Annotated in this window: 12 protein-coding genes and 8 tRNA genes; 6 read left to right on the plus strand and 14 right to left on the minus strand. The window is 48.5% G+C overall.

Going from position 1 to position 13599, the window contains the following annotated elements; translation table 11 throughout:
- Positions 1–424: 424 nt before the first annotated feature.
- From DXC57_RS09120 to DXC57_RS09140, 5 genes are all read right to left on the minus strand, one after another.
- Positions 425–1876, minus strand: coding sequence for a 4Fe-4S dicluster domain-containing protein (locus tag DXC57_RS09120; protein WP_118652244.1), 1452 nt, complete (start codon positions 1874–1876; stop codon positions 425–427).
- 15 nt (positions 1877–1891) lie between these two features.
- Positions 1892–3076: a SpoIIE family protein phosphatase gene (locus DXC57_RS09125; protein ID WP_022358980.1), complete on the minus strand. Its 1185-nt coding sequence runs from the start codon at positions 3074–3076 to the stop codon at positions 1892–1894.
- Positions 3077–4792 carry a [Fe-Fe] hydrogenase large subunit C-terminal domain-containing protein gene (locus DXC57_RS09130; protein ID WP_118522987.1) on the minus strand — a complete coding sequence of 572 codons (1716 nt, stop codon included), beginning with the start codon at positions 4790–4792 and terminating at the stop codon, positions 3077–3079.
- Between the two features lie 37 nt (positions 4793–4829).
- Entirely contained in the window at positions 4830–5075 is a 246-nt protein-coding gene (locus DXC57_RS09135) for a (2Fe-2S) ferredoxin domain-containing protein (protein WP_022358982.1), read from the minus strand.
- Between the two features lie 304 nt (positions 5076–5379).
- Entirely contained in the window at positions 5380–5994 is a 615-nt protein-coding gene (locus DXC57_RS09140; protein ID WP_118472152.1) for an HAD family phosphatase, read from the minus strand.
- Positions 5995–6182: 188 nt separating this feature from the next.
- Between DXC57_RS09140 and DXC57_RS09145 the strand changes: the two genes are divergently transcribed.
- The gene (locus DXC57_RS09145) at positions 6183–6518 is read left to right on the plus strand and encodes a cyclic-di-AMP receptor (RefSeq protein ID WP_022358984.1); all 336 of its coding nucleotides are present in this window, start codon (positions 6183–6185) and stop codon (positions 6516–6518) included.
- Between the two features lie 149 nt (positions 6519–6667).
- On the opposite strand, the gene DXC57_RS09150 is transcribed toward DXC57_RS09145, so the two are convergent.
- The 9 genes from DXC57_RS09150 to DXC57_RS09190 form a co-directional block, all read right to left on the minus strand.
- Positions 6668–6751 (minus strand) — tRNA-Leu (locus DXC57_RS09150).
- An 11-nt stretch (positions 6752–6762) separates the two neighbouring features.
- A tRNA-Leu gene (locus DXC57_RS09155) sits at positions 6763–6842 on the minus strand.
- A gap of 277 nt (positions 6843–7119) precedes the next feature.
- Positions 7120–7192 (minus strand) — tRNA-Ala (locus tag DXC57_RS09160).
- A gap of 103 nt (positions 7193–7295) precedes the next feature.
- Positions 7296–7368, minus strand: a tRNA-Thr gene (locus DXC57_RS09165).
- A gap of 233 nt (positions 7369–7601) precedes the next feature.
- Positions 7602–8366 carry a 23S rRNA (guanosine(2251)-2'-O)-methyltransferase RlmB gene (gene rlmB, locus DXC57_RS09170; protein ID WP_022358985.1) on the minus strand — a complete coding sequence of 255 codons (765 nt, stop codon included), beginning with the start codon at positions 8364–8366 and terminating at the stop codon, positions 7602–7604.
- A 19-nt stretch (positions 8367–8385) separates the two neighbouring features.
- Positions 8386–8823 (minus strand): ribonuclease III domain-containing protein, encoded by a 438-nt coding sequence (locus tag DXC57_RS09175; RefSeq protein ID WP_118524553.1) that lies wholly within the window; start codon positions 8821–8823, stop codon positions 8386–8388.
- A complete protein-coding gene (gene cysS / locus DXC57_RS09180) occupies positions 8808–10217 on the minus strand; it encodes a cysteine--tRNA ligase (RefSeq protein WP_107000478.1) in 1410 nt (469 codons plus the stop codon). The genes DXC57_RS09175 and cysS overlap by 16 nt, the downstream gene beginning before the upstream one ends.
- Positions 10218–10235: 18 nt before the next feature.
- Positions 10236–10811: a 2-C-methyl-D-erythritol 2,4-cyclodiphosphate synthase gene (gene ispF / locus DXC57_RS09185; RefSeq protein WP_118522989.1), complete on the minus strand. Its 576-nt coding sequence runs from the start codon at positions 10809–10811 to the stop codon at positions 10236–10238.
- 97 nt (positions 10812–10908) lie between these two features.
- Complete coding sequence (locus DXC57_RS09190; protein WP_243101426.1) at positions 10909–11856, minus strand: diacylglycerol kinase family protein; 948 nt, start codon at positions 11854–11856, stop codon at positions 10909–10911.
- A gap of 240 nt (positions 11857–12096) precedes the next feature.
- Between DXC57_RS09190 and DXC57_RS09195 the strand changes: the two genes are divergently transcribed.
- The 5 genes from DXC57_RS09195 to DXC57_RS09215 all read left to right on the plus strand — a co-directional run bounded on the left by DXC57_RS09195 (position 12097) and on the right by DXC57_RS09215 (position 13335).
- A tRNA-Val gene (locus tag DXC57_RS09195) sits at positions 12097–12169 on the plus strand.
- Positions 12170–12187: 18 nt separating this feature from the next.
- Positions 12188–12261, plus strand: a tRNA-Met gene (locus tag DXC57_RS09200).
- Between the two features lie 8 nt (positions 12262–12269).
- Positions 12270–12342, plus strand: a tRNA-Val gene (locus DXC57_RS09205).
- A gap of 17 nt (positions 12343–12359) precedes the next feature.
- A tRNA-Met gene (locus tag DXC57_RS09210) sits at positions 12360–12433 on the plus strand.
- Positions 12434–12669: 236 nt separating this feature from the next.
- Positions 12670–13335 carry a phosphatase PAP2 family protein gene (locus DXC57_RS09215; protein ID WP_107000973.1) on the plus strand — a complete coding sequence of 222 codons (666 nt, stop codon included), beginning with the start codon at positions 12670–12672 and terminating at the stop codon, positions 13333–13335.
- The last annotated feature ends 264 nt before the right edge of the window (positions 13336–13599 follow it).

Below are 13599 nucleotides of genomic sequence, written 5' to 3' on the forward strand. Positions count from 1 at the left end.
ACACACTCTCACTCTGAGTCAGACAGCGGTTCTTTCCGTCTATAAAAAGCTTTCATTTTGCATTGCATATATCATATAATATATTGCACATTTTTTATAACGATACAGTTATCCGATTCTCCCAAATTTTCCTAAATCATCGAATTCTGTGCGAAACGCACCTCACAAATTACCAGAATAAAAAGATAAATTAGAACGAAACCACCTGCGACCGCAGTTCATTTCGATAAGATATATTGAGTCTAACACATCTATTCTCTAAATGCAAGAACTCTTTTGGAATTTTCACAACGAAAAATGCCCGCCCCAGAAAATAAAATTCATATTCCAAATTTCATTTTCCAGAGCAGACACTTTCCCACTAACTCATATATAAATTCCTATTTATTTTATCTCAGCCACATTCTCCCAAGGGTATCCCACATCAATGCCGATGCATCGAGAACGACGACATATCATACGCCTTCAGGTTCTCATGTACTTCTCTTGCCTCTGCCTCGGCGATGAGTTTGTCTCTCGACTTCTTCGCCTCCATCTCGGCTTTGTGCTTGCTCGGTCCGCCGACACAGCCGCCGACGCACGCCATACCCTCGATGAAGTCCTCCGGCAGACGTCCCACTTTCAGAAGAAGAAGGGCTTTCTTACACTCAGCCGCACCGTTGCAGCGCGCTACCTTGATATCGGTATTCTCACCAGACTCCTTCAGACATTCTAATACCGCCGCTGTTACACCGCCGCCGTTGCCGAAGCGTTTTCCAAATACACTGGCTTCCTGCATGCTGTTCTCTTCCGGCTCCAGATTTACGTCTTTCGCCCGCATCATCGCACGGATCTCTCCGTAAGTCATCGCATAGTCCGCATTGCCCTGGATATTCAGATCCAGCGTCTCGCTCTTCTTCGCGATACACGGTCCGATAAAGACAGTGACAACCTCCGGATCCTGCGCCTTCAGCATACGGGAGACCGCACACATCGGGGAAACCGTCGTGGACATATTGTCAAGCAGCTGTGGGAAATGCTGTTTGATCATGTTGACAAATGCCGGACAGCAGGAGGTCGTCATCTTCTTGCCCTCTTTGTAAGCTTCCGCCCACTCTTCTGCCTCGGCTGCCGCGGTCATATCGCCGCCCAGACCAACCTCGATCATATCTGCAAATCCAATCTTCTTTAAAGCTGTTTTCCAGCTTGCAAACGTGATATCCGGTCCAAACTGGCCTTCGGTCGCCGGTGCCAGCATCGCTACAACCTTCTTGCCTGCGTTGATCAGGCGGATCACATCGACCATGAAGGTCTTGGAACCGATCGCACCGAACGGGCAGGAATGGATGCAGGCGCCACACTGGATACATTTTTTCTCATCGATCACACATACACCATACTCATCGTAGGTAATCGCATCCACTGGGCAGACCTTCTTACACGGGCGCTCCAGATGGGCAATCGCATTGTATGGGCATGCCTGGGAACACTTTCCGCACTCGCGGCATTTATCCGGGTCGATGTGCGCCTTGGTATTTCCCATGCTGATCGCTCCAAACGGACAGGAGTTCTGGCAGGCTTTACCCATACATTTACGGCAGTTATCGGTGACTGTGTAGGACGCAATCGGGCACTCCTCACAGGCTGCATTGATAACCTGTACGACATTGTTTGTATTGCGGTCAGACGGACATTTACCTTCTGCCAGACGGATTCTCTGGCGGACAATCTCTCTCTCCTTGTATACACAGCAGCGGTACTGTGCCTGCGGGCCAGGGCTGATTTTGTACGGAATATCGTCTCTTCCGTCCTCTAACTGATCATTCCAGGCAAGCTTTGCTACCTCATAAAGTATCTCATGTTTGATGCGCAGAATTGTCGCGTCATTCGTTACCATGGTTTATCCTCCTTATTAATAATACGTTACCGTAACTTTCTTTCCCATACCTTCGACTGCTTCTTTTAGCTGTTTGACCAGGTTCTGGCGGATTCCCAGATCAAACGCCATCCCTGGATTCTGGTAGGCGCTGTTCGCCGCCGTTCCCACAAACATATGTAATTCCGTGCAGTCTTCTATCAAAATCTTCGCGATCATGGACGCACCATTTTTCTTGTCCAACTCGCTGAAAAACTCAGAACTTAAATCGCATTCGATCAGATAGCGTTTCAGAAGTTCGATCGCTTTCCGCAGCGTCAGGACTCCCTCCGTCACCAGATCGATGCCTTCCATAAAAGCGATCGGCGGAATATCCGGGTCGCTGTAATCCATTGATACCCGCAGCGGTCGTCCCAGCTCCCGCGACAGGATCGTCGCGCTGGTTCCGCCCGATACAATGTGCTTTGCCGACTCATCTTTCATAAAATCCGCCGTGATCGTCTCATCGTCGTTGCGGTCGAGCGGCGGTCCCGTCATCAGGTTGACCGGTTTCCGGTCAATGATCCGGGCTACCACAACCGTCGTATCATCGCCCGGTTTTCCCTCGTAAATCTGGCTGCATTCCGCACAGAGTGCCGCCGCCATACGTGCCGACGAAAGAGAGGTCAGGCATTGTTCCGAAACAAACTCTGCCACCGACTCCCACGGCCAGCCAAATTTATATTTGCCGCTCTTTCCGACTCCCGCGTGCGTCACGCCGTCGCTGACAAGTACCAGCGCATCACCCTTCTGAACCTGGAACCGGCACTCGCTGATCTCCTTGTCCTTGACGAGACGCTTGTATTTCTGCAGCTCCACCACATGACCACAGCGCAAAAAAATGCATCGCGGGTTATCATATTCAACTAAATATACCTCGCCGTTGTTGAAAATCTGGAGAATCGAGAACGTCGCATACGCCACCTGTCTCGTCTGACAGATCGGAAGCGTCTGCACAATCGTCTCCACACATTCCTCCAGCGTGGCTCCATTTAAAAACATCGTACCCAGAATCTTTGCCGTCAGCGTTGAAAGAATATTCGCCTTGACGCCGCTTCCCATGCCGTCCGCCAGAATGATAACGTCCGAATCTTCCGTTTTCAGGCACTCTACCGTATCGCCGCACAGGATCTCTGAATACTTATTCAGACTTTTAAACGTGACATCTACGGTTACTCCCATTTATCGGACCTCACTTTCGCTCTCATCGTCAATCAGGGAACAAAGCTTCATCAGGGTTGTCTTCGTCTCCGCCGTCGTCTCACCCAGGAGTCCGGCAATATTCTGTGCAACCATCATCTGTTTGTAAATGACATTCTGTGCCAGATCAATGGTCGCCTTTTTCTTGGCATATTCCTGTTTTGCCTGTTTTTCCTCGCGCGTCACATCAATGATCGTGGCAATGACAAAATTGCCGTCATCGATATACGCAATGTTTTGAAGCGTCACAAGATTCCGATCCGGATAGATCACCTTCCGGCTGTGGACGCTTGTGTGCGTCCGGAATACCTCGCGGACATCCTCGGCGTTGATAAAGTCCTCCAGCGGTTTTCCCTTGATCGCCTCCGGTTTGACGCCGAAATACATTTCTGCCGCCACCGAACACTCCCGGATCCGCATATCATCGTCGATGATCATGATCAGGTTCGGAGACGTATCCATCACCAGATGAGACAGCGACTGCGCCCGGTCATGCAGGTACGGAATACACATATCGACCTCCGCCTTTTTCTGGAAAACAGCGATCGCCTTCTCCCGGCAGGTCGGATAACCGCACGCACCACAGTTTAATTCCTGCTCCGGCGTCATCTTGCCCGTCTTTTTCAAGATCTCCCGGATCTCTTCCTCGGTCGGAATCCGCTCCTTCTGGGAACGATCCACAAACGTCCGGTGAATCTCCACCTGGCGAGCCGCCTCATGCATCAGGGATAGATCTGCCGGTTCCTTCGGAAGCATCGCTTCCAGATCCAGCTTAACTTTAAAACTCGACACGGAGGTCGCCGTGGACGGTCCATTGACACAGCCTCCATGACAGGCGTTCATCTCGATGAAACAGCCAGCCACCTCGCCGGTTTTCATCGCCTCACAGACATCCAGGCAGTCCTTCACGCCGCTGACGTAGAACTTGCGGTACTTGTCCGGTTTCTTCTGGGTCGCCGTCACCGCCGTAAGCAGTCCGCCGCTGACCGGATAACGCAGATTCGCGCCCGGTTCACGATCTTCGAACGGTTCTTCCTCACATGCTTCAATCTCGATCTGTTCCTCTGACAGCCACTGTTTTAAATCCTCAAATGTGAGGACTGCATCGGGCTTCACAACCCTGTTTTTCTCTTTTTCCGCGATACACGGTCCGATCACGACTACCTTCGCCGCCTCGCCGAACTCCGCGTGCAGCATGCGCGTATGGATCCCCGACGGAATCAGCACCGGTGCCAGATATTTGATCAGTTCCGGATAATGAATCTCAATCAGGTTCACGATACTCGGACAGGCAGTTGTGATGATATTTTTCATCTCGCCCTGCTCTAATAAACGGACATACTCTTCCGTCGCCAGCGCGGCGCCCTCCGCCGCATCACAAACATTCGTAAATCCCAGCTTTTTTAATGCTGACTTGACCTGCCCCCGCTTTTTATACGGCAGAACCCCCATATAGGAAGACGACAGCGATGCAATAACCGGTGCGCCGCTCTCAATCAGCTTTTTGACCTTGGAAAGTTCGCTCGGAACACGTTTTGCCGACTGCGGGCAGTTCAAAAGGCACTGCCCACAGAGAATACAGCGATTTGGCATGATATATGCATGACCATCCCGGATCATGATTGATTTCACTTCGCAGCCCCGCACACATTTATAACAATGCTTACACATCGTCGCCTTAAAATCAATAATCGGCATAGACTCTCCCTCTCTTTTTGCCGTTATATGTAAACGATTACGCGTTCAGGCGTCCCAGAATCTCCTTCTGGAAAAATTCTTCCGTTGTCTCCGGTTTTACGGAATACAGTTCTCCATCTACCGTCACACAGACACCTTTACGGCAGTTGCCGCTGCAGAAATCTCCATTTAAATCCACCTCACTGTCCAGATGATTCTCTGAAACCAGCTTCTGCAGCTTCTGGATTACCTCGCGGGATCCTTTCAGATGACAGGCACTTCCGATACAAATCGATACTCTCATATAATGACCTCCTCACTATCCGTTATAAAACAGACGCAGCCTTTCACCGGAGATTCCCGGTCAAAAAACTGCCTGTTCACATGCATCTTCCAGGGGAATTTACTAAAAATGCATCTTTCCCCATTCTTCTTCATTATCTCATATTGTGATATTATTATCAATCAAATTTCTTTCTGATTTTGTATTTTTTTTAGACCATAAGTACCTGATTCCAAAACCTTTTCACTTTCTTTTCATCAGCTTATGACTCTCCCGGTGTTTTTTAGGAAAATAATCTTTTTATCGGGCACCTTGCACTGCTTTTCTATAATATTTCCATCTTCCCCATGTACGCCCGTAGCCTCTCCACATTCCCGTCCGCAAAACAGTAACCATCCATGCCGCAGCCCTTCGCGCTGTCGATGTTATCCTGACGGTCATCGATGAAAAAGCATTCTTCCGCTTTGAGATGAAATTTTTCAAACAATCTCTCATAGATCGCCGGATTCGGCTTCGCCAGCTTCTCCTCCGCTGAGACAAGCGTGCCATCAAAATATTCAATGCCCGGAATCTCCTGCTCGAACACACGCAGGCGCACGGAACAATTCGAGCAGAGGTAGATGCCGCAGCCCTTTTCTTTCAGTTCCTTCACCAGCTCTCCCATCCCCGGCTTTGCCCAGATGTTGTACTCATGCCAGTGTTCCAGACTTTCCTTCGCCAGCCAGCGCAAATGTTCATTTGGCAGGCGTTTCTGCACCCGCTCCAGCGCCTGTGCATCCGTCAGCGTTCCCTCGTCTAAAAGCGACCACTCCTTCGAATCAAACAATTCGCGGCGCATCCACTCCACATCCTCCGGATTATCTGTGTACTCCCAGCACACCTTGACCGGATCATACTCCAGTAAAACCATTCCCATATCAAATACTATATTTCGAATCATACTTCTGCCTTTCTCTCATCCCGCAAATCTGCCGCCATTCCTGCGGCAGATGGAATTTTCAGTCCAAAAAATTCTCACCTGCAAGCAATCATAATCATTTATATTTTAACATAAATTTCTCATTTTTTTATTTCCATTTTCATAAATTAATGGTACAATAATAGAAAATTTTTCAGGAGGTACCGCTTATGAAAATGATTATCGCAATCATTGGCAGTGAGGACGCCGATGATTTAGTATATGAATTAAACCAGCACTCCTTCTTTGTCACCAAGCTTTCCACGATGGGCGGCTTTCTGAAAAAGAAAAGTACAACCCTGATGCTCGGTGTCGAAGATGAACGCGTCGAGGACGCCATCTCCATCATCAAAAAAATGTCCGGTGCCCGCGAGCAGCTTGTATACACGCCGCCGACCATGGCCGGAAACTGCTGCCCGACCGTCAATATGACCGTTCCGATGAACATGAAAGTCGGCGGAGCAACCGTATTTGTAATAAATGTAGAAGAATTTCAGAAATTCTAATTTTTTGATTTATATTACAAATTCGAATTACAAAAGGGGCTTTCGCTTGCGCGTCTGCCCCTTTTTGATTCCTTTTATAGAAAAAGAAAAACTCCCGGAGAAATCATCTCTGGGAGTTCCACGCTGCACTCAGGTTCTGCAGCTAATCATGCAGAAGAAGGGACTTGAACCCTCATGATGTTGCCATCACACGGACCTGAACCGTGCGCGTCTGCCAATTCCGCCACTTCTGCGTAATTTCTAGTGCGGGCAACAGGACTTGAACCTGCACACTCTCGTACCAGAACCTAAATCTGGCGCGTCTGCCAATTCCGCCATGCCCGCTTGCTTGTCTTTCTGACTCACAAGTGTGTTTATTATAACATAGGGTAGTTCAAAATGGAAGAGTTTTTTTTATTTTTTTGAATTTTTTCGAAAGTTCTTTTAGAAAAAATGTGCGGCAAATTCATCGATACTGAAAGTCCGTGTGATCTTTCGTGTGATCCTTGTACCGAAAAGTGTGTACCTATAACGGAATATTTTGTTCCGCTTGAAATCTTAAAAACACAAAAAAGGCTTGAAAACAAAGGAAAAACCAATGTTTTCAAGCCTTTCTCTATCATGGAGACAACGGGATTCGAACCCGCGACCTTTGCGTTGCGAACGCAACGCTCTCCCAGCTGAGCTATGTCCCCGTCCAAACTGTTATCATTATAGCACAACTGGAATGAATTGCAAGTAGAGAATAAAAAAAACAGAAACCCTTGTAAATCAAAGGCTTCCGTTCTTTTCTAGCAGAGCTGCTGACGGGAATCGGACCCGTGACCTCCGCACTACCAATGCGACGCACTACCGACTGTGCTACAGCAGCATCTTTTTGTTTTTGGCTCATCTCTAAGCCTCGATTAGTTTATCATGATACAATCGTTTTGTCAACGGTTTTTTTGAATTTTTTTATTTTTTTAAATTTCCCGTTTTTTTCATCGGATGCCTCCGTTTTCATTCGCAGACATCCGATTCTCATTTCCTATCTTTTCATATTTCTATATGATTCCAACGGGGAGGGGAGCAGCGGAATCGGTTGACCGATAACCTTCACTTACCCTACATCATTCTCTGACGCACAATCTCATATGCCAGCACGCCAGCTGCCACCGATGCGTTCAGGGAGTCAATATCTCCCTTCATCGGGATCGATGCGATGAAATCACATTTTTCCCGCACCAGACGGCTGACACCTTCGCCCTCATTGCCAATCACCAGACCGATCGGTCCTTTTAAGTCGAGGCGGTACATGCTCTCTCCTCCCATATCGGCACAGACAAACCAGAGTCCTCTCTCTTTCAGCTCCTCGATCGTGGCTGAAATATTGGTTACCTTCGCCACCGGCGTATAATTCAGCGCTCCCGCCGAGGTCTTCGCAACCGTCGATGTCAGTCCCACTGCGCGGCGTTTCGGGATGATCACGCCATGTGCGCCTGCCAGATTGGCAGTACGGATGATCGCACCCAGATTGTGCGGATCCTCAATGCCATCCAGAATAAAGAGAAACGGCGGCTCGCCTTTCTCTTCTGCCAGCTTTAGCATATCTTCCACCTCTGCATAGCGGTATGCCGCTGCCTGTGCAATCACGCCCTGATGCTTGCCGGTCTCAGAAAGCTGGTCGAGTCTCTCCTTCGCCACATAGTGGATGATCGTATTCTGCTTTTTTGCCTCTCTCGTGATCGTCTTGACCGGTCCATCCTGGCAGCCATCCAGCACAAACAGCTTATCCACCGTCTTGCCCGAACGGAATGCCTCTAAAACGGCGTTTCTGCCTTCGATCATCGTCTCTTCAAATCTATTTTCCTGCTTATTTTCCTGTTCCATCTATTTTCCTCATCATGATTTATAACGATATTAATTCTCCCATCTGTTCCAGCCCTTTTCCCAGAAGTTCTGCCATCCTGTCAAACTGCTCGGTCAGATAGAGATAGCCCATCAGCGCCTCAAATCCGGTCGCCATCCGGTAATCCTTCATCGTCGCGTGCTTCGGCATCGTAAAAGATTTCGCATTGCGTCCGCGTCGGTATGCCGCCTTCTCCGCATCCGTCAGCTCTTCCTCCAGAAGCAGATAAAAACGTGCCTGTGCGTCCGCCTTGACCAGGTTAGCCGTCTTCTTGTGCATCTTGTTGACCTGCATATTGCCGCGGTTCATGACAAGGGTGCGGATCGCCAGCTCATAGACCGCATCGCCGATATACGCCAGCGCCAGCGGGGAATACTCCCCCGCCTCAACATGTTTTAAATGCAGCGCTTCCTTAAACGCATTTAAGCCCGTTTCCATTTGACGCCCTCTCTCGTATCTTCCAGAATAATTCCCATATCGAGAAGCTGTCCACGGATCTCATCTGCCAGTGCGAAATTCTTGTCTTTTCTCGCCTGCTGGCGTTTTGCGATCAAGTCTTCTACTTCGCTGTCCAGAATCTCTTCCTTCTTCTCCGTGATAATACCGAGCACATCGCAGAGTTTGTCCATCGTCTCTTTGACATAGGAAACATATGCCTTCGTCGATGCTTCCGAAATCGTGGAGTTGCTCAGGCGTACAATCTCAAAAATAGCTGAAATCGCATCTGCGGTGTTGAAATCATCATCCATCGCCGTCTCGAACTTCTGAACCAACTCCTCGACTGCTGCCTGATTCTGCTTCTCCTCTGCCGTCATCTCGCCCTCTTTCGCTGCTTTCAGGCAGTCTGCCTGATGCTCTGCCGCAGTGCGGATGCGCTCTAAGCTGTTTTTCGAAGCTTCCATCAAATCCGCGCTGAAATTGAGCGGGCTGCGGTACTGGGCGCTCAGCATGAAGAGACGCAGAACCTGCAAATCGTATTTCTCACTGATCTCACGCACGGTAAAGAAGTTTCCAAGAGATTTGGACATCTTGCGGTTATCAATATTTAAGAATGCGTTGTGCATCCAGTAGTTGGCAAAGGTCTTGCCGTTCGCGCACTCGCTCTGCGCAATCTCATTTTCATGGTGCGGGAAGATCAGATCCTCTCCGCCTGCATGGATATCGATGGACTCGCCAAGGTATTTCTTGGACATCTCGGAGCACTCGATATGCCAGCCTGGACGGCCCTGGCACCACGGAGACTCCCAGAACGGCTCTCCTTCTTTTTTCGGTTTCCAGAGAACGAAATCGGTCGGATCTTCTTTGCCTTCCTCGCCGGTTACCTTGATCTCACGGAAGCCGGACTGCAGATCGTCCAGATTTTTATGGGACAGTTTTCCGTACTCTTTAAAGGATTTGGTGCGGAAATAAACCGTGCCGTCAGCTGCCACATACGCATGTCCTTTTTCGATCAACGTATTGATCATCTCGATCATACCGCCGATCTCCTGAGTCGCCTGCGGATTCTTCGTCGCCGGTTTGACGTTCATCATCTCCATATCTTTTTTGCACTCTGCGATATAGCGCTTGGAGATCGTCTCCGCATCCACGCCCTCCTCGATGGCTTTCCTGATGATCTTGTCATCCACATCAGTAAAGTTAGATACATAGTTTACTTCGTATCCTTTGTACTCAAAATACCGGCGGACCGTATCAAATACGATCATCGGTCTTGCATTTCCAATATGAATAAAATTGTAAACGGTCGGTCCGCACACATACATCTTAACCTTGCCCGGTTCGATCGGCACAAACTCCTCTTTTCTGCGGGACAATGTGTTGAAAATTTTCATAACCTCATTACTCCTCTTCTATTTTAAATCTGCTTCCGGTGCTGCCTGACAGCCGCCACAGCCGCCGCATCCACCGCAAGCCGCTGCCTGCGTCATCATTTCACTATCATAACAGTAATTCTCCACTTCCGTCAACAGGGTAATCGCCTGTGAGGAAATGCCCTCGCCGCTGCCTGTAAAACCAAGCCCTTCCTCGGTCGTCGCCTTGACACTCACACGGCTGACCGGAAGCCCCAGCGCATCTGCAATATTTTCTGCCATCTGTGGGCGGTATGCAGCCAGCTTCGGGCGCTGCGCAATGATCGTGGCATCGATATTTTCAATCACATAGCCGCGTTCCTGCAGAAGTTTCCCTACCTTTTTCAGAAGTTCGATGCTCGACGCACCCTCATATGCCGGATCCGTGTCCGGAAAATGCTGTCCGATGTCGCCCAGTGCCGCCGCCCCTAAGAGCGCATCCATCACCGCATGCACCAGCACATCCGCATCCGAATGTCCTAACAGCCCCTTCTCATACGGGATCGTCACGCCGCCTAAAATCAGTTCCCGATCCGGAACAAGTTTATGCACATCATATCCCTGTCCTATTCTCATCGTATTCCAGTTCCTTTCTTGGTCATTTTGTAACTGTCCGGACTGCCCGCAGTTACTTTATTTGATAAATTATTTTATACTTTTGAAAAATATACACTTATCCAACAATTTTTAATTTACGCTCAATACAGCGGACTTCCAGATTGCTCTGGTACTGACAGCTCTCGCCGTCCACGTGAACTGCCATCGGACGTTCCGTGTAGATCTGGACCTCCCGGCAACTGAAGCACCGCAGCCCCCGGTTGTGGGAGCGCCGGAACAACGCCCGGAACAGGGTTCCAAGCACCTGCCGCTTCGAGGCATGGCTGACAATGCAGACCTCCAGGTTGCCGTCGCTGCTGTCCGCCTTCGGCGCAAACCAGAATCCGCCGCCCTCGCAGGGTTGAATCTGTGCACTGATAAAATAAATATAATTAAATTCCACCCGGCGCGTTCCATCGAGCAAAATATACCCCCGGATCGGTTTCGCCTTCAAATACTGTATAAATCCCAGTATCCGGTACGACAATCGCCGCAGATGAATCCGGTTGCAGATATTTTTGATCGCCGAACGCTGCATATGCTGGCATACTTCCGCATCCAGCCCGATCCCCGCGCTGACGATAAAACGCCGATGTCGGAGCACATCATCGCCATATGCAATCACACCATAATCGATCTGCCGGATCCGCCGCGCCTTAAAAATCCGGCGCAGTCCGCGCATCGGTCTTCTCGAAAGCCGGAGCCCGCGCGCCAGATCACTGCCTGTCCCCACCGGAATATAGCCCAGCGTCACCATGTCGCAGGAAACGATTCCGTCCACGACCTCATTCATCGTCCCGTCACCGCCCACGACCACAATCACCCGTGCCTCCTTGCAGTGGGACGTCAGCTTCCTTGCATACTCTGTCGCCTGCCCCGCATATTCTGTCAAATATGCCTGATACTCAACCCCGTCCCGCACAAGCCGCTGCTCTATTTTCTTCCATATCTTATAGCCGCGGCCACTCTGTGAAGCGGGATTAATAATGAAATAATACATTACTCCATCCTCATATTTTGCCATAACGCCCCTGCTTTCCGAAAATACAGAAACTCCCCTGCTGGGGCGTTATATTTTATCTTTTACCCTGCCAGAATACCTGTCACAGGATACAGCGCCATTACAATTTTGCATAAAATAAGTATACCATACTTCCTTTTAAATGATAAGAAAATTTCTATAAATTATTTTCTCAAAAGTGTTGACAATCTTGAAAATTTATATTATACTTGCAAAGCAATCGCGATTTGTGCGAGTGTCAGCGGGATCTTAGCTCAGCTGGGAGAGCATCTGCCTTACAAGCAGAGGGTCACAGGTTCGAGCCCTGTAGGTCCCACTTTTCTAAATTTAATATGGCGAGATAGCTCAGTTGGCTAGAGCACGCGGTTCATACCCGCGGTGTCGAGGGTTCGAATCCCCCTCTCGCTATTTTATCTGGGATCTTAGCTCAGCTGGGAGAGCATCTGCCTTACAAGCAGAGGGTCACAGGTTCGAGCCCTGTAGGTCCCACTTTTAAAATTTAATATGGCGAGATAGCTCAGTTGGCTAGAGCATGCGGTTCATACCCGCAGTGTCGAGGGTTCGAATCCCCCTCTCGCTATTGATAAAGCAGCTTGCAGTTGAGCAAGCTGTTTTTATTTTACTTAAAGTCCCTGTCCATCCATAAAATTTTTGTTTAACAAATTTCACATTCCATAACCTTTTTCTTAATATTTATAACAATCCCTATTTAGCCTTGAAGTTGGCGGGTGAGTGTGCTATAATCAGACGAACTTGGAGAGATGTTAAAATAATGTTAATTTATTTATGATAAAAAGAAAATCGAGGTTGATTGATATGAAACATTTTCTGAAGGAACTCCTGAAGAAATACGGGCATATATGGATTCTGGGATACGGATTTATCTATCTTCCGTGGTTTATGCATCTGGAAAAAACCGTGACCTCCAATTACCATATCATGCACTCATCGCTGGATGATATGATTCCGTTTAATGAATACTTCGTCATCCCATATTTACTGTGGTTCGCCTATGTGACCGCTGCGATTGCATACCTGTTCTTCAAGAACAAGGAAGAATATTACCGGTTATGTGCATTTTTATTTACCGGCATGACGCTGTCACTCTTAATCTGCACCCTGTTCCCGAATGGAACTGACCTGCGGACCGCCGTAAACCCGGACAAGAACCTCTGTTCCCGTCTGGTCTATATGCTCCACCAGGCTGACACGAACACGAATGTATTTCCAAGCATCCACGTGTACAATTCCATCGGAACCCACATCGCGGTCATGAAGAGTGAGTCTCTGAAAAAGCACAAAGTAATCCGGATTCTTTCCGGTATCCTGATGGTCGCTATCTGCATGGCAACTGTCTCGCTGAAGCAGCACTCGGTTCTGGACGTCGCAGGCGCGATTCTTTTAAGCGCAGCTATCTATCCGTTAGTATATGCAGGAAGCACGCAGGAAGAGACAGAGAACGAACCGGAATATATTCGCTAAAGGATTTCTCAAGACAAGTAAACATAAGCTGGCGCCAAAGTATGACAGGTGCCAGCTTTTTTCTATTTTTACACCAAGTTTTCAGTTTTTAAAATCCTATACAAAATCTCATTCTAATTTGCACAAATGTGATCTATAACAATAATAGGATCAATCTTATATTTATAAAGTATTTTTCTTGTATTTTTCATTATATTTCCTGCCGCGGTCATTCCGAAAATTAGAGCTCCATAAATAACAGTGCATCACCTACTGAGGATTTCC

The organism is Clostridium sp. TF06-15AC, assembly GCF_003481165.1.
In the GTDB taxonomy this organism is placed as follows: Bacteria; Bacillota; Clostridia; order Lachnospirales; family Lachnospiraceae; genus Otoolea; species Otoolea fessa.